The following is a 15,516-nucleotide window of genomic DNA, read 5'->3' on the forward strand; positions in this document are numbered from 1 at the left end:
ATCGCTGGATCACTCTGCGGGTGCGGGCCGCCGAACGCGTCGCGATCGAACCCAGGCCCGCGCCTGGACTGCCCGTTCGAAACTGGAGGCTCCCAAGGCCACCAGCAGGACAACGCCGCTGAACATGCTCTGCGTCCACGGTGCCCCCCCGACCAGCACGAGACCGGTCGTGCCCGTCCCGAGCAGGATCACCGCGATGATGGTGCCCCAGGCATTGAACCGACCCCCAAACTGGGTTGCCCCGAGGAACGCCGCTGCAAAGGCGTTCAACAGATAAGGCGGACCGATACCGGGTGACCCCGAACTGACACCGGAGGCAAGCAGGATGCCGGCAATCGCCGCGACGGTGCCGGAGACGATCAGTGTCGCGAACTTGATTCGGCCGGTCTTGATTCCGGCCAGCACCGCACCGCGCTCGTTGAAGCCGATCGCGTAGATCCGACGCCCGAGCACGGTGTACTTCTGGATCACATACAGCACGATGGCGACGAGAAGCATCAAGATCACTGGGAGCTCGATACCGGCGACGCTGGTCGTCGCGATGTTCCCGAACGAGCCATTCAGCGCATTGCCGGTGATCTGCTGGTCGTGGGTCACCAGTGAGATCGCCGCCACCATCAACGATCCCGTCGCCAGAGTTCCGATGAATGAATCGATCTTCGCCGTGACGACGACAAGGCCATTGAGGAGACCGATGAGGAGGCCGAGCGTGAGGGTGATCAGGATTGCCGGGACGACCGCCACGCCCTTGTTGACAAGCAGCCAGGCGATCACCACGTTGGCCAGCCCCATCGCATTACCGATCGAAAGATCGAATACCTGTGCCGAGAGCGGCACCACGAGGGAGAGCGCCATCAGGCCAGCGACAGCGTTCTCATTGAGCACCGACTTGACCGTGATCCAGGTTGGAAATGTCGACGGCGCGAGGATCGAGAAGACGATGATCAGCGCGATCTCCACGTACACGACGCCGATGTTGGCGAAGCCCAAGTGCCGACGCCAAGACGGGCGGCTCTCCCCGTCCGGCGCGAGGGGGCTCGTTCCGGCGGCCCCGGGACCCTCACTGACACGATCAACCGTGCTCACTGTGCGCACCCTCCATTGCGTAGGCAATTGCCGCCTTGGTCATGTGATCGCCGGCGAACTCGCCGGCGATCACACCGTCTCGCAGCACGATCACGCGGTCGCAGGATGCGAGCAGGTCTTCCACATCTGACGAGGCCATCAGGATCGCGAGGCCATCGGCGGCTCGTTGACGCAACTCCTGATAGATCACGTTGCGGGCGCCGATATCGACGCCTGCCGTCGGCTCAGACAGCAGCAGAACCTTCGGTCCCACGGATAGCCAGCGCGCTAGGATCGCCTTCTGCTGGTTACCGCCGCTAAGGGTCGAGATCAGACGCTCGGAAAAGCCCGGATCGGCGTGGACGGCGTTGAGCCAGCGGCTGACGAACGCCTTCTCAGCGGGCGGCGTGAAGAGCCCACGCAATGCGATCGTCGGTAGCGCTGCGAGTGATACGTTCTCGCGCGTCGTGAAATCGGCGAAGATCCCCTCCCGGGCTCGATCAGCCGGAACAAGCACGATCCCAAGTTCATGCGCTTCGGTGACAGTGAGACAACGCGACTCCCGGCCGTCGACGCTGACCGCACCCTCGGCCCCCGAGCGTTGGTTGCCGCCGATGAGATACGGCAGTTCCTCGCGACCAGAACCCAGCAACCCTGCCACGCCAAGAACCTCACCGACGCGAAGCCGGAAACTCACCCCTCGCAGATAACGCCCATACATCCCACGGGCCTCGAGTGCGATCGGCGTCTCGCTGGAGGTCGTGTGATTCCTGACGCGATGCCCGCTCGCGTGCGAACCGGCTGTCGCAGTGGAATCGGACGCTTCGGTGTTGGAGATGAGGTCAACGAGCCCGCTGAGCGACGTGCTCGACAGGGGACCGTCCCACACCTTTGCGCCAGACCGCATCACGGTGGCATGGTCGGCGATCGCCATCACCTCGTCCAAACGGTGTGACACGAGGATGACGGCGGTCCCAGTGCCGCTGACCTCCCGCACCAGGCGGAACAGCTCGTCCACTTCGTGAGCGGGCAGGGCAGCGGTCGGTTCGTCGAGGATCAAGACGCCCCGTCCGGCCTTCCACCCGGCAACCGCCCTGACGATCGCAACGGCCGCACGCTCTGGTGGTGATGCAGCGGCAAGTGGCTTATGTGGGTCGAGCTTGAAGCCGAAGCGCTCAAGCAGTTCGGTGGTCACCCTCGCCTGCGCGCGCCAGTCGATTCGACCGAAGCGCCCCCGCTGAAAGCCGAGGACGAACCCGACGTTGTCGACCGCGCCCATCTCCGGGATGATGCCGAGCTCCTGGTGGACGAACCGCAACCCCTTCAGTTGCGCGTCCACGGCGTCACCGATCTCGAGTGGCTCGTCGTCGATCCACGCCTTGGCTCCCGGGTCCGGAGCATGAACGCCAGCGAGGGCCTTGATCAGCGTGGACTTCCCGCAGCCATTGTGGCCGAGCAGAGCGTGAACCGATCCAGCCCGCACGTCGAGATCGAAGTCGACCAGAGCGCGGACACCTGGAAACGTCTTCGCTACCCCTCTGATTTTAAGTGCCAGGCGATCGCTCGCTGTCGCGGGTTCTCTCACCAACTTCATCCTCTCCTCCGGTCGCAGCTTTACAGACCGCTCGCCGGATGTCAACATCAACGCTGGAGTTGATTTTGGTCTCACAGTTCTTCAAGGAACCTCGATCTGATCGAGCGCTGATGCGCTGGCCGGTACCATCGGAGGCTCAGTGACGCGCCGGGAACCTCCGCAGCGACCGACGGCAGGAAAAATCCCGCCCAGATCCAGCAACATCGCCCAGCGCAGAGCCGCAGCACGGGGTGGCGGCCGCGATGCCTATGTCCTCCGCACGCAGGAGATCGTCCGCGTGGCGGCCTCCGTCTTCAAGGAACGCGGCTTTCGTGGCACGACGCTGAACCACATCGCCGATGCGCTTGGCACGGACCGCGCCACGCTCTACTACTACGTCGGGAGTAAGGAAGACCTCTTTCAGGAGATCGTCCGTGAGGCCGTGGGGGTTAATTTGGCCACCGCGATCTCAATCCGCGACGGGGAGGGAACCGCTCCGGAGAAGGTGCGGCAACTGATCGTCAGCGTGATGGCCTCCTACGCCGAGTTCTACCCAGTGCTCTACGTGCTGATCCAGGAGAACCTCGACCATGTCGCCCCCGAGCGCGACACCTGGGCGCAGGAGATGAAACAGGTCAATCACGACTTCACTGACGTGTTGATCGAGATCATCGAGGCTGGCCACCAAGACGGGACCCTGTCGAGCGCTGCTCCGGCGTGGCTTCAGAGCTACGGCATTATGGGTATGGTCGGGTGGACCAACCGCTGGTTCGATCCGAACAAGGCGCCCGTCAGCGCAGAGGAGATTGGGTCAACCTTCGCCGACATGGTTCTCGGCGGCCTGCTTGCCTGATCGCTGACGTCCGCGTTCAGGCCTCACTCGCCAGACCAGACCGCCGGGCGCTTCTGCACGAACGCCTCGGCACCCTCGCGGGCATCAGCCGACGCGATCACCGTGTCGAGTCGCTGACGCTGGCGGTCCCACGCCTCAGCCTCCGTCCACGTGGCCGCGCCGGTGATGAGTTCCTTGCTGAAGGCGATCGAGAGCGGGGCGTTGCCGGCGATCCGAGCGGCGAGCGCCTGGGCTGTCCCCAGCGCCTCTCCGGTAGGAGCTAGCCGATTGACGAGCCCCCAACGGTGTGCCTCGGCCGCTGACATCATGTCACCCGTCAATGCGTACTCCATCGCTATCTGCGGGGGAATCCGGTGAGGCAACCGAATCAGGCCCCCAGAACCCGCGATCAACCCTCGTCTCACCTCGGGCAGGCCGAAGGACGCACCGTCACCGGCGACGACGAGATCGCACGCCAGCACCATCTCGAATCCGCCGGCCATCGCGGCACCTTCGACGGCCGCGATCAGCGGCTTGGCCGGGGGCGCCTCGGTGAGTCCGGCGAACCCTCTGCCCTCGACGCTCCGAGGCTCCCCAGCGAGGAATGCCTTCAGGTCCAGGCCCGAGCAGAAGCTGGCCCCCCGCCCAGTGAGTATGCCGACGCGCAATGCTTCATCCGCGTCCAGATCCGCGAGCGCGCATGCCAGCGCCTCGGCAAGTGAGGCGTTGACAGCGTTACGGACCTCAGGCCGGTTGAGCGTCATCACCAGTGTTGGGCCACGCCGTTCGACGAGCAGCTCAGCGCCCGACCGGCTCACGTTCGCGCTCCCGCCAGCGCTCGCTGCATCCCCAAGCGATCACGGATCACCCGACCCTCGCTCACGCGAGCGTCAGCGACCGTCACGAGACCCACAAGGTGGTGGGCCGCCTCCGATCCAGGCGCGGCATCGATGCCCTCCAACCCCCCTGCATAGCGTCCCCGTTGCAGACCGTGAAAGGCAACCCGCGGACCGGCTGAGAACAGCTCGGTCAACTCCGTCTCCGGATCGTCCAGGAGCAGCGGTGCAGGTCTCCCCAGCCATGCGTCGTCGAGCTCCGCCCCAGCGAAACCTCCGGTGGCCAGCCACGCTCGTACAACCGCCTCCGCCTCCGGGTCCGGCTCGACGTGGGTCGCATTCCACGGAGCGGGTGACGGGCGGTCGATCGGATCGCAGCGTTCACCGGCCAACTGTCGGCGCCGGGCCAGGTAATCTTCCTCGGCAAAGCACTCCGTGAGTTGCTCGCCGTTCCAGCGGAACAGCGCGATCCCGCCCCACGCAGCCGCCCGGTCGTCGAGCTTGACAGACGCCCCATGCTCGGTGAACCGTACGGCGAGCCGACCCTCCGATCGGATCAGTTCGTGAACCGTGAGCCCAAGCCCTGGGAAGCGGTCGAGTTGCTCGACCGTGCCCTCGATGTAGCGCTCCCGCGGTCCCAGCACGTAGCCCCCGATCAGAATCTGGTACTCGGGAGCGAGGATCTCTGCGCAGACCGAGGGATCGGCGGCGGCGATCCACTCCACCGCCCAACGGCGCACGAGGCTTACCATCGGATCCATGAACACCGCCGACCAGGCGCGATCAATAGCTCTTGGGGAGGCCGAGGCTGTGCTGTGCGATGTGGTTGAGGACCATCTCGCGGCTGACCGGTGCAACCTTGACGGTCCGCGCCGTGAACCAGAGGTCAGCCAGACCGATCTCGTTTGACAGGCCGTTTCCCCCATGAGTCTGCATCGACTGGTCGAGCGCCTGCAGGCAGGCATCCGCGGCGGCGAGCTTCGCCATATTGGACGCCTCAGCGGCGTCGAGGCCGGCGTCGAACATCTCCGCAGCCCGCATCGTCATCAGGCGGGCGAGCTGAACATCGATGTAGGCCTTCGCGAGCGGATGGGCGAGGCCCTGATGGGCACCGATCGGCGTCGACCACACGACGCGCTCGCGCGCGTAGGCGGCCGCCTTCTCTAGCGCGAACAGAGCGATCCCGTTGACCATCGACGCCGCCGCGATGCGCTCGGGATTAAGACCGCTGAACACCATTCGCAACCCTTGGCCCTGAGCGCCGATCAAACCGTCCGGAGCGACCGGAACATCGTCGAAGAAGACCATGAACTGCGTCTCGGGCGCATCGGAGGCCGAGTCAATCGGTTGGGTCGTGATGCCGGGCGCATTGGCCTCGACGACGAACAGAGAGAGCGTGGGCGTGCCACTTGGACCTGGCTGAGCATCGCGAGCGACGACGAGGATCGCGTCGGCCTCATCAACCCCCGACGTCCAGTACTTGGCGCCGTTCAACCGCCAGCCGGCGTTCCCATCAGGCGTGGCGGTAGTGGAGATCCGATGGGTATTCGTGCCGGCGTCGGGCTCGGTGATGGCAAAGCACATCTTGATCGTGCCCTCAGCGATGCCGGTCAGCCAGCGGTCCTTCAGCGCATCCGACCCGTGATGATCGAGGATCGTGCCACAGATCGTGGGTGAGATCACGATGTACTGAAGGGGGCATCCCTGAGCAGCGGTCTCCTCGAGAACGATCGCGGTATCGGTGAAACCACCACCACCGCCGCCGTACGCCTCGGAGATGTGTGCCCCCAAGAAACCGGCGGCACCCAGTGCCTGCCAGAACTCGTCGGGTCGCGTCCCTTCGCGAGCATGCTTCTGCATATACGCGCGCCCGTACCGCGAGGTCAGCTTGGCCACGCTGTCGCGGAGGTCACGGCGTTCGTCGGTCGGCGCCAGCAGCGCTGAAACGCTAAGGCTTTTGGTCTTGATCACGCTGCCATTATCGCGATCCCCGGCGATCGCGTCAACGCCGGTGCTGACAAAGGTGTTCGGCCCCATTAAGCTCGGTTGATGCGAATCGTCGACCTCTCAGCTCCGATCGAACCAAGTCCACCGGAGACTCCGGCGTTCCAGCGCACACTGATCGACTACGTGAGTCACGCAGAAGGCGCCGCGGAGATCGAGCAACTCCACGGCGTCCCCCGGCAGCTCTTACGAGACGGGGAAGGCTGGACCCGTGAAACCCTGACCCTTGGTACCCACAACTCGACACACGTCGACGCACCGTGGCATTACAACTCGCTGATCGGCGGCGAGCGGGCCGAGACGATCGACGAACTGCCTCTGGAATGGTTCTTCGGCGCCGGTGTCGTCCTCGACTTCGGTGACCGAGCCGACGGCGAGGTGATCGAGGCCCCCGATCTCGTCAATCGACTGGCGGCCATCGACCACGATCTTGCTCCTGGGGAGATCGTCCTGATCCGGACCGACCGCGACGCGTTCTATCGCGATGCCGACTACATCAATCGCGGTCCGGGAGTTTCAGCTGCCGCGACCCACTGGCTCTATGACCGTGGGATCCGAGTGATGGGGATCGACGCCTGGGGTTGGGACCGTCCCCTCCCCCTCCAGGCCGAGGAGGCGCTGCGAGAGCAGCGTCCCGGAATCTACTGGCAGGCCCACCAGACGGACCTGCGCTACTCACAGATCGAACGGCTCTTCGGCCTCAGCCAACTCCCACCTGACGGCTTCAGCGTGGCCTGCTTTCCGCTGCGGGTGGCCCGCGCGAGTGCGGCACCCGCTCGGGTGGTGGCGATCCTGGATGACTGACAGCGTGACGGGCACAGGCGAGCCGCACCCGGACGTGGCGAGGCTCGTGGAGCAGTTCCGAGCGGCCGGCGTTCCGAGCTACGACCAGATCGGTGTCCTCAAGGCCCGTGCGATCCTGGAGAACGTCACGCGCTCGCAGCTGCCCGCGATCACGGTCGCCGCAGTGCGAGACATCCTCATCCCGGGATCCGCCGGTCTGCTCCCGGTGCGGATCTACGATCCCGATCCCAGTCGCCCGCTCCCGTTGGTCGTCTATTTCCATGGCGGAGGCTGGGCGCTCGGTAGCGTGCGCGCAGCCGATCGTCCCTGCCGTCGTCTGGCGGTGGCCGGTAATTGCGTGATCGCCTCCGTCGAATACCGGCGCGCGCCGGAGACGCGGTTCCCAGGCCCCCTCGAGGATTGCGTGGCAGCCGTAGAGTCGCTTGTCGCGCGCGCGGCCGATCTCGGCGCCGACCCGGACACCGTCGTACTACTCGGCGACAGCGCCGGAGGCAACCTCGCGGCCGCCACATCAGGTGATCTGGCCGGGCGCGCCGACGGTCCGCGACTGGTTGGCCAGATCCTGCTCTACCCCTGTCTGGCTCCCGCCCGCAACAGTCCGTTCGCCTCCTATTGCGACCGCGCAAACGGGCCGCTGATGTCCCGCCGGGAGCTCGAGTGGTTCTGGGATCTCTACCTCGCCACCGATGCCGACCAAACGGACCCACGCGCCGCGCCGCTGGCAGCCGAGGACCTCTCCAGCCTGCCTCCCACCACGATCATCCTGGCCGAACTGGATCCGCTCCGTGATGAGGGCCTCGCCTACGCTGAGCGGCTGCGCGCAGCAGCGGTGCCAGTGACGACCATCGTGTACGCCGGAGCCGCGCACGGATTCTGGTGGTTGGACGCCGAGCTGAGCCAGGCGGCAGAGTTGACCGACACGCTCGCTGGCATGCTCCGAGCGATCGGTCAGCGGGTCTGAAGACCCTGTGCCGCGAGGGCGGCAGCATCGGCGGAGCTGGTCTCTGATCCGGAGGTGCGTTCCTTCAGCGCAAAGCCGTCGTACCCGTCCGCGACAACGCGCTCCAGGGTGCGGCGATAGCCACGGACCCCGCCGACGTAGGGTGTGAACACCCGAGGTTTGGAGGCGACATCGTCACCCATGTAGTAGGAACGGGCCTTGGGGTAGAGCGTCTGCTCGGCACGCTCGCGCACGTGCTCTACCCATCGGCGCTCAGCTTCGGCCTCGGCTTCGATCTCCTCGATCCCATGATCCCGGGCGTGGACGAGCAACGCCGCAAGCCAATCAACATGCTGCTCGATCGACAGCAGGACGTTGCTGAGGAGCGATGGGCTCTGGGGGCCGGCGATGATGAACATGTTGGGGAAGCCGTGAACGCCGAGCCCGAGGTATGTCTGCGGGCCATCGGCCCACTTCTCGACGAGGGTTCGCTCCCCCGAACCGATGATCTCAGGGCGCAGCAGGGACCCGGTCATCGCGTCGAACCCGGTGGCGAAGACGATGATGTCGAGGTCGTGATGGCCGCCGGCAGTAAGGATCCCGGTAGCGGTGATCGCGTCGATCGGATCCTTGCGGATGTCGACGAGTTCGACGTTGTCGCGATTGAAGGTCTCGAAGTAGCCACTGTCGACCGGCGGCCGCTTGGTGCCGAACGGATGATCGCGCGGCATCAGCTTCTCGCGAACGACAGGGTCGCGAACTTTCTCGGCGATCTTTTTGCGCACGAACTCCGAGACGTGGTCGTTGGCCTCCTGACTGATCAGCAGGTCTGGGAAGGCGAGAACGAAGCCGAAGCCCGCCGTCGGCCAGGCCTGCTCGAAGGTCTGCTCACGTTCCTCTGGGGTCGCCTCAAGCGCGGAGGTCTTGTTCGGCGTGAAGCCGAGGCCGCTCGGTGTGTCCAGCGCTTTGCGCCGCCGCTCGCGGTAGCCCGCCTTGACCTGCTCGTCGCGTTCATCGGTGATCGGCGCGTTGTTCGCCGGAATGCTGTAGTTCGGGGTCCGTTGAAAAACCGTGAGGTGCTCGGCCTGCTGCGCGACGATCGGGATCATCTGGGTTCCAGACGAGCCGGTGCCGACCACGCCCACGCGCTTGCCGGCAAACTCGACCCCTTCCTGCGGCCAGCGGGCGCTGTGGTAGATCGCTCCCGTGAAGTCGTCTGTACCCGGGAGATCCGGTGCCTTCGTCGTCGAGAGTTGTCCGACGGCGAGGATCAGGAAGCGGCTGATCCAGTGACCGCCGGTGTCGGTCTGCACGGTCCAGAGATGCGCCTCATCGTCGTAGGCGGCCCGCCGGACCTGCTGACTGCAATGGATGTCGGAGCGCAGACCAAAGCGATCGGCGACATGGTTGATGTAGCGAAGAATTTCAGGCTGGGTCGCGTAGCGCTCGCTCCAGCGCCACTCCTGCTCGAGCTCCTCTGAGAATGCATACGAGTAATCGAAGCTTTCAACATCGCAGCGGGCGCCAGGGTAGCGATTCCAGTACCAGACGCCGCCGATGTCATCTGATTCGTCCAAGACGGCAACGGTAAAACCGCACTCACGCAGCGTGTACAGCGCACGGAGCCCGGCGAAACCGGCTCCTACGACGACCACATCCACGTAGGGAACTTCAGCGGGTTCGGTTTCAACGCTCATGTTGATAGCATACAGCGCTCAGATGCAAACGTTACGGTGAAGGTCGAGGAGAGGCCCGTGGAATTGGAGACGCTCATCTACGAGAAGGACGGACGGATCGCAACCGTCACGCTCAACCGGCCGGAGAAGGGCAACGCCCTCTCGCGGAAGCTGCGGGACGAGCTTGACCTGGTCATGGACGACCTCGATCTGGATGACGACACGCGTGTGCTGATCATCAAAGCCGCCGGCAACCACTTCAGCACCGGCTACGACCTCACCGAATTCTCGTACCTGTGGGATGCCGACAGCGCCATCAACGACGTGCAGCGCCGGCCTCACCGGCGCTCGCCGGTCTGGTCACGCCGCGAGTTTCATCTCAGCCGGGAGCGCTGGATGCGACTGTTCCGCCTACGCCAGGCGACGATCGGCCTTGCGCACGGACACTGCATCGCAGGGGGCCTCGATCTGCTCGGCGTGTGCGATGTCGCCTTCTGCGCAGATGACGCGCTGTTCGGGCAGCCCGAGGCCAGGGCGATGGGCGAGATTCATGTCTTCGGGCTGTGGCCGATCCACCTTGGCATGCGCAAGACAAAGGAGTGGTTGTTCACCGGCGACAACATGAACGGCCTCGAGGCAGCTGAATTCGGGTTGGTGAACCGGTCGGTTCCGCGGGACCAACTGGAGGCGGTCGGTCGCGCCTACGCCGAGCGGGTCGCCAATGTGCCGCTCGACGCGCTCTACTCGCACAAGGAGGTGACGAACCGCTGGTTCGAGGCGCAGGGGATGCACGCCGGCATGGCCGCGGCCAATGACCTCGACGCGATGGGCATCGCCGGTCCGGCCCTGAACGAGTTCACCGAGATCTGGCGCGAGGGCGGTGTCCGCCCCGCCGTACGGTTCCGCGACCGCGAGTTCAAAGAGCATCGCACCTACTGGGAGGCCTACCAAGCCTCCCGGAACAACACCAGCACCGGGGGGAAGCCGGGCCCCGGGGGAACCGCAGGCGCGTGAGCTCATCCGGCCCAAACGCTCACGTGGCGGTTGTCACCGGTGCCGCCCGCGGCATTGGGGCAGCGATCGCCCGACGGTTGGCTGAGGATGGATACGATGTCGCAGCTCTGGACCTTGATGAAGGCGCCTGCGAAGAAACCGCGGCCGCGGTCACCGGCTGCGGCCGGCGGAGCGTCGCGGTCGGGGCCGACGTCGGTGACGAAGTAGCCGTCACCCGGGCTGTGGAGCGAATTGCTGCCGAGTTGGGGCCACCCGTGGCGCTCGTCAACAATGCGGGAATCCAGCGTGACCGGATCCTGTCCAGGATGACCGTCACCGAATGGGAAAGCGTGATGGCGGTGCACCTGCGTGGCGCCTTTCTCATGTGCCGTGAGACCCAGCGACACATGCGAGAGGCGATGTGGGGCCGGATTGTCAACATCTCGTCAACGGCCGCCCTCGGGAACGTCGGGCAGGTCAACTACTCTGCGGCCAAGGCAGGCCTCCAGGGCTTGACCCGGACCCTGGCGATGGAGTTGGGCCGCCACAACATCACCGTCAATGCGGTGGCCCCCGGGTTTACGATCACCGACATGACGAGAGGAACAGCTGCTCGCGTTGGGATCGACTTCGATGAGATGGTCGCCAGCCAGGTCTCCCAAATCGCCGTCGGCCGCGCCGGCGAACCCCAGGACATCGCCCAAGCGGTCTCGTTCTTCCTGGACCCGCGAAGCGGCTTCGTCTCTGGCCAAGTGCTGTACGTCGCCGGCGGGCCGCGGGGCTGAATCCAGGCCTTGCCACGCACGACCCCGTCACTCCGAGAGAGAGGAAATTTCCCAATGGCTCTGTTCGACCTGACCGGGAAGGTGGCAGTCGTCACCGGCGGAACACGCGGGATCGGAATGATGATCGCACGGGGCCTGCTGGATGCGGGTGCGAAGGTCTACATCAGTTCACGTAAGGCCGAGACTGGAAAAGCGGCGGTCGCCGAACTTTCCCCCCACGGCGACGTGATATCGATTCCCGCCGACATCTCGAGCGAGACCGAGTGCCAACGGCTCGCCGCGGAGGTTGGCGACCACGAGCGCAACCTTCATATCCTGGTCAACAACGCTGGCGCCACCTGGGGCGCTCCCCTTGAGGAGTTCCCCGCATCTGCGTGGGACAAGGTGCTCGCGCTCAACCTGAAGGCGCCGTTTCTCCTCACCCGGGCCTTCCTGCCGATGCTCGAGACCGCAGCCAGCGCCGATGATCCGGCCCGGGTGATCAACATCGGATCGATCGACGGACTGCGCGTGCCCGATCTTGAGACCTACTCATATTCCGCCAGCAAGGCCGGAATCCATCAGCTCACCCGAGTGCTCGCCAAGCAGCTGGGACCAAGGCACATCACGGTCAACGCGATCGCCCCGGGACCTTTCCAATCGAAGATGACAGCCGCCACACTTGAGCAGTTCGGCGACATCATCGCGGCGAGATCGCCGCTCGGGCGGATCGGACGCCCCGATGACGTCGCGGGCACCGCCATCTACCTGGCCAGTCGGGCGGGTGCCTACACGACCGGAGCGATCATCCCGGTCGACGGCGGTATCTGGGCCGCGCACTGAGCGGCCGTCGGGCGCGAAAGGTCGCTCACATCGACGTCCAGCCGCCGTCGACCGGGAGAACAGCACCGGTCACATAGCTGGAGGCCGCCTCACTCGCCAGGAACAGCAGCGCGCCGTCAAGCTCGTGACCATGACCGTGGCGGTTGGACGCCGTGTGGCGCGCCACCCACCTATAGCCACTCTCGTCCGAGAAGAGCTGATCGGTCATCTCGCTGGCGAAGAAGCCGGGAGCGATCGCGTTGACGCGGATCCCATAGCGCGCCCACTGGGCTGAAAGCTCACGCGTCAGGTTGATGAGCCCCCCCTTTGAGGCCGTGTAGGACGCCTGTGGGGGACGGCCGACCCCGACGATCCCAAGAATCGAGGCGATGTTGATGATCGATCCTGGGGCATCGCGTGAACGCATGTCCCGGGCGACCGCCGCGGCCAGTACGAACGGCGCCACGAGGTTGACCCCGAGCACCTCACGAAATACCTCCTCGGTCTCCTCAAGCGCCGGCCGGCTCCGCTCGATTCCGGCGTTGTTGACAAGGATGTCGACGCGTCCGTGCGACCGGATCGCAGCCTGCACCGGGAGTTCGAGATCCTCGCTGCGGCCGAGGTCGCACGCCACGGGAACCGAGCCGTCGAGCTCGGCGGCGAGGCCCTCCAACCGCTCCAGCCGGCGAGCAACGAGCACGACCCGCGCCCCGGCCGCGGACAGTACCCGAGCGAAGCGCTCCCCCAAACCACTGCTGGCGCCGGTGACGATCGCGACCTTTCCGTCGAGGCGGAAGATCGCCTCTCCGGACGCGGCCGGCCCGGACTCGATCATGCGACGTGCCCGTTGACGGGGAGCCAGCGCTTCCGCGCTCTCGCGTTGACGAGACTCCACGGCGGCAGCTGAAACCCAACCCCGTCAAGTGCCGCCGTCAACTCAACGGAGCTGACGGTGGAGGCGTTGGTCCAAACGTCAGAGTGCTCGAGTGCCTCGACGCTGAAGAACTCCTTGACGAGCGCGCCGACGCCGCTCTGCTCATCCAGCACCATCAGGTGGCCCTGGCCCGGAATGACGCACAGCCGTCCCTGGGGAAGCAGGTGGGTGATCAGCATCGAGTTGGCCACCGGCGTGAGAGGATCGTCATCCCCCGTCAGCACAAGCGTCGGGCTCTGGATACGGGGAAGCAGGGGCAACCCGCTCCAGACTGCCATGCTCGCGAGCTGTCCGAGGTAACCCCTCCATGGCGGCGACTGGTTGAAGCGCAGCTCGGCCTGCTCGGCGATCCAGGTCCGATCGTAACGCGCGCGACCGCCAACCAGCGACCCGATTGTCTTGGCGTATGTGGCGGGAGACATGTACCGAATCGGCGTCATGATGTTGATCATCGCCTTCACGGGACCCTGCATTGCACCCTGCCCAGGGGTGGTCGAGACGAGCAGGAGCCGTCGGACTCGCTCGGGCGCGTCGGCCGCGAGCTGCTGAGCGACGACACCTCCCATCGAGTAGCCGAGGACGTCTGCCTGCCCCATCTCGAACTTGTTCATCACCGACACCGCTAGGCTGGCCACGCGCTTGATCGGCATGGGCAGCCACGGCACGTCAGACTGGCCCGCCCCCGGCAAATCGAACTCAACGATCTGAAAGCCCTCGAGTTCACGCTCGAGCGACTCCCACATCCCCGTGTGGGCGCCAAGACCGTTGATCAGAAGCAGCGGGTGTCCGTCGCCGACCGCACGCACATGGACCCTCCCTTCAGGGAACCGCAGCTTGCGGTCAGTGACCGCACTCATGCGACCGCATCCTCAAAGCCGCCCGTCACCATCGTCGACCAGGTGTCGTCGACGAGGTGCGCGAGGATGACGGTGTCGCGTAACTCGCCGTCGCCGGGATTGCGGAGCTGGTCACGAAGGAGCGCCTCGCCCTCAAAGCCCAGCCGGAGGAACATCTCCACCGCTGACTCATTGTCTGACGCGATCGTTACCGTCACCTTCTTATAGCCGTGGTTCACCGCTTCAATCAGCATCGTCCGGGCGAGGACTTTGCCGAGACCCTGGCGTCGGGCCCGAGGGGAGACGAGCAGCACGAGGTCGGCGACGTGAGCTGACCACCCGAGCCCGGGATCGAGCGCGGCAAGCGCCCGGAGACGTCCGTCGTCGTCGACGACGGCCTTGCGCAGCCGTTTGTCGTCTGAGACGTACGCGTCGATCACCGCCGGGTCGTCGACATCAAACTGAAAAAACGTCCTGTCCTCAGCGGGCATCTCGGCAAAGAACGCACTGAGCGCCGGGCCATCAGCCTGGGTCAGGTCCCGCACGTCTGGTCTCATCCGATCTCCTCACTGTGCTTTCCAATCCAATCGAACACCTGCGGCATGACCTCTTTCACCGACTGGCGTCCCGCAAACAGGCTCACGTGGCCGGTATCGATCTGCAGCAGGTCGACCGTCGCGTTGGGCAGGATCTCCTTCAGGATGCTGGCGGACGCGACCGGCGCGATGTCATCGCGCTCCGCGATCACGGCATGCACCGGCGTCGTGATATTGGCGAGGCTCACTCGGCGGCCGTTGAAGCGCAACGTGTCGTGGATGAACGCGTTGTCCCGCATCCACTGGTCACGGATCTGCTCGGCAGCGCCGCGTGCCATGGGAATGTGATCGGACAAGAAGCGGTTGATCGCCTGATATCCCTCCACGTAGCGGTCGTTCCACATGTGCTGCCAGAGGTTCGCGTAGTTGACGATGTCGCCGGTGGGCTTGCGCGCCTTGAAGCTCTGGCGTATCACCGAGCCCGGTAGATTGCCGCTGTCGTCGAGCAGCTCTTCGAGCTCGATCTTGCCGTCCTTCATTGCATTGACAAAGGCCCCTAGGTCGCTCCAGTCAAACGGTGACGCGAGTGTGGTCAGTGTGTGAACTGGCAAGTGAGGCTGTGCCGCCAGGGCGTGGACACTCATGATTCCACCCATGCAGTAGCCGAAAATGTTCACGCTGTCGGCGTTCGCCTCGGCGGCGATTGCGTCCAACGCTGCTGGAAGATAGCCGCGGAGGTACGTCTCCAGTGTGTTCTCAGAGTCGACCGTGTCGGGGACACCCCAGTCGAGCACATACGCGTCGAAGCCGTAATCCATCAGCATCTCGACAATGCTGCCGCCCTTGTAGAGGTCGAAGATGTAGGAGCGTCCGACCAGCCCAAGGTAGGCCACGACGGGCT

The 15,516-nt window shown here is 65.2% G+C and carries 16 protein-coding genes; 6 read left to right on the top strand and 10 right to left on the bottom strand.

From position 1 onward, the window contains the following. Positions 1-9 precede the first annotated feature (9 nt). Entirely contained in the window at positions 10-1,086 is a 1,077-nt protein-coding gene (locus tag M3M55_RS01680; protein WP_249011090.1) for an ABC transporter permease, read from the bottom strand. Continuing rightward, entirely contained in the window at positions 1,073-2,650 is a 1,578-nt protein-coding gene (locus tag M3M55_RS01685) for a sugar ABC transporter ATP-binding protein (RefSeq protein WP_249011091.1), read from the bottom strand. The genes M3M55_RS01680 and M3M55_RS01685 overlap by 14 nt, the downstream gene beginning before the upstream one ends. A 148-nt stretch (positions 2,651-2,798) precedes the next feature. Between M3M55_RS01685 and M3M55_RS01690 the strand changes: the two genes are divergently transcribed. Then, on the top strand, positions 2,799-3,491 hold the full coding sequence (locus M3M55_RS01690; protein ID WP_249011092.1) for a TetR/AcrR family transcriptional regulator: 693 nt from the start codon (positions 2,799-2,801) through the stop codon (positions 3,489-3,491). A 23-nt stretch (positions 3,492-3,514) separates the two neighbouring features. Here the strand turns inward: M3M55_RS01690 and M3M55_RS01695 are convergent, their stop codons facing one another. Genes M3M55_RS01695 through M3M55_RS01705 form a run of 3 tightly spaced genes read right to left on the bottom strand, consistent with a single transcriptional unit; the run spans position 3,515 to position 6,277 of the window. Then, positions 3,515-4,288, bottom strand: coding sequence for a crotonase/enoyl-CoA hydratase family protein (locus tag M3M55_RS01695; RefSeq protein WP_249011093.1), 774 nt, complete (start codon positions 4,286-4,288; stop codon positions 3,515-3,517). Further along, positions 4,285-5,058 (bottom strand): hypothetical protein, encoded by a 774-nt coding sequence (locus tag M3M55_RS01700; RefSeq protein WP_249011094.1) that lies wholly within the window; start codon positions 5,056-5,058, stop codon positions 4,285-4,287. Before M3M55_RS01700 ends, M3M55_RS01695 begins: the two co-directional genes overlap by 4 nt. Positions 5,059-5,089: 31 nt before the next feature. Continuing rightward, the gene (locus M3M55_RS01705; RefSeq protein WP_249011095.1) at positions 5,090-6,277 is read right to left on the bottom strand and encodes an acyl-CoA dehydrogenase family protein; all 1,188 of its coding nucleotides are present in this window, start codon (positions 6,275-6,277) and stop codon (positions 5,090-5,092) included. Positions 6,278-6,355: 78 nt separating this feature from the next. Between M3M55_RS01705 and M3M55_RS01710 the strand changes: the two genes are divergently transcribed. Together M3M55_RS01710 and M3M55_RS01715 are read left to right on the top strand one after the other, a co-directional pair. After that, positions 6,356-7,114 (top strand): cyclase family protein, encoded by a 759-nt coding sequence (locus tag M3M55_RS01710; protein ID WP_249011096.1) that lies wholly within the window; start codon positions 6,356-6,358, stop codon positions 7,112-7,114. A gap of 4 nt (positions 7,115-7,118) precedes the next feature. Then, a complete protein-coding gene (locus M3M55_RS01715; protein ID WP_249011097.1) occupies positions 7,119-8,075 on the top strand; it encodes an alpha/beta hydrolase in 957 nt (318 codons plus the stop codon). On the opposite strand, the gene M3M55_RS01720 is transcribed toward M3M55_RS01715, so the two are convergent. Further along, on the bottom strand, positions 8,063-9,751 hold the full coding sequence (locus M3M55_RS01720) for an NAD(P)/FAD-dependent oxidoreductase (RefSeq protein ID WP_249011098.1): 1,689 nt from the start codon (positions 9,749-9,751) through the stop codon (positions 8,063-8,065). The genes M3M55_RS01715 and M3M55_RS01720 overlap by 13 nt on opposite strands. 36 nt (positions 9,752-9,787) lie before the next feature. Here M3M55_RS01720 and M3M55_RS01725 point away from each other — a divergent pair, with 36 nt between their 5' ends. Genes M3M55_RS01725 through M3M55_RS01735 form a run of 3 tightly spaced genes read left to right on the top strand, consistent with a single transcriptional unit; the run spans position 9,788 to position 12,330 of the window. Beyond that, a complete protein-coding gene (locus M3M55_RS01725) occupies positions 9,788-10,744 on the top strand; it encodes an enoyl-CoA hydratase-related protein (RefSeq protein ID WP_249011099.1) in 957 nt (318 codons plus the stop codon). A 23-nt stretch (positions 10,745-10,767) separates the two neighbouring features. After that, entirely contained in the window at positions 10,768-11,508 is a 741-nt protein-coding gene (locus tag M3M55_RS01730) for an SDR family oxidoreductase (protein WP_249011100.1), read from the top strand. Between the two features lie 54 nt (positions 11,509-11,562). Beyond that, positions 11,563-12,330 carry an SDR family oxidoreductase gene (locus M3M55_RS01735; protein ID WP_249011101.1) on the top strand — a complete coding sequence of 256 codons (768 nt, stop codon included), beginning with the start codon at positions 11,563-11,565 and terminating at the stop codon, positions 12,328-12,330. Between the two features lie 25 nt (positions 12,331-12,355). Here the strand turns inward: M3M55_RS01735 and M3M55_RS01740 are convergent, their stop codons facing one another. From M3M55_RS01740 to M3M55_RS01755, 4 genes are read right to left on the bottom strand one after another with little or no spacing between them, the layout of a single operon-like run. Beyond that, positions 12,356-13,144, bottom strand: a complete 789-nt coding sequence (locus M3M55_RS01740; RefSeq protein ID WP_249011102.1) for an SDR family NAD(P)-dependent oxidoreductase — start codon at positions 13,142-13,144, stop codon at positions 12,356-12,358. Then, on the bottom strand, positions 13,141-14,100 hold the full coding sequence (locus M3M55_RS01745) for an alpha/beta fold hydrolase (RefSeq protein ID WP_249011103.1): 960 nt from the start codon (positions 14,098-14,100) through the stop codon (positions 13,141-13,143). Before M3M55_RS01745 ends, M3M55_RS01740 begins: the two co-directional genes overlap by 4 nt. Next, a complete protein-coding gene (locus M3M55_RS01750; RefSeq protein WP_249011104.1) occupies positions 14,097-14,636 on the bottom strand; it encodes a GNAT family N-acetyltransferase in 540 nt (179 codons plus the stop codon). Before M3M55_RS01750 ends, M3M55_RS01745 begins: the two co-directional genes overlap by 4 nt. Beyond that, positions 14,633-15,508 carry a hypothetical protein gene (locus tag M3M55_RS01755; RefSeq protein WP_249011105.1) on the bottom strand — a complete coding sequence of 292 codons (876 nt, stop codon included), beginning with the start codon at positions 15,506-15,508 and terminating at the stop codon, positions 14,633-14,635. Before M3M55_RS01755 ends, M3M55_RS01750 begins: the two co-directional genes overlap by 4 nt. Positions 15,509-15,516 lie beyond the last annotated feature (8 nt).

It is taken from the genome of Conexibacter sp. DBS9H8 (genome assembly GCF_023330685.1).
Classification (GTDB): Bacteria; Actinomycetota; Thermoleophilia; order Solirubrobacterales; family Solirubrobacteraceae; genus Palsa-465.

What these genes read in the sequence shown, in the direction of transcription:
- M3M55_RS01740 (WP_249011102.1), bottom strand. Translation starts at nt 13,144, where the DNA reads ATGATCGAGTCCGGGCCGGCCGCGTCCGGAGAGGCGATCTTCCGCCTC.
- M3M55_RS01710 (WP_249011096.1), top strand. Translation starts at nt 6,356, where the DNA reads ATGCGAATCGTCGACCTCTCAGCTCCGATCGAACCAAGTCCACCGGAG.
- M3M55_RS01735 (WP_249011101.1), top strand. Translation starts at nt 11,563, where the DNA reads ATGGCTCTGTTCGACCTGACCGGGAAGGTGGCAGTCGTCACCGGCGGA.
- M3M55_RS01745 (WP_249011103.1), bottom strand. Translation starts at nt 14,100, where the DNA reads ATGAGTGCGGTCACTGACCGCAAGCTGCGGTTCCCTGAAGGGAGGGTC.
- M3M55_RS01720 (WP_249011098.1), bottom strand. Translation starts at nt 9,751, where the DNA reads ATGAGCGTTGAAACCGAACCCGCTGAAGTTCCCTACGTGGATGTGGTC.
- M3M55_RS01700 (WP_249011094.1), bottom strand. Translation starts at nt 5,058, where the DNA reads ATGGTAAGCCTCGTGCGCCGTTGGGCGGTGGAGTGGATCGCCGCCGCC.
- M3M55_RS01750 (WP_249011104.1), bottom strand. Translation starts at nt 14,636, where the DNA reads ATGAGACCAGACGTGCGGGACCTGACCCAGGCTGATGGCCCGGCGCTC.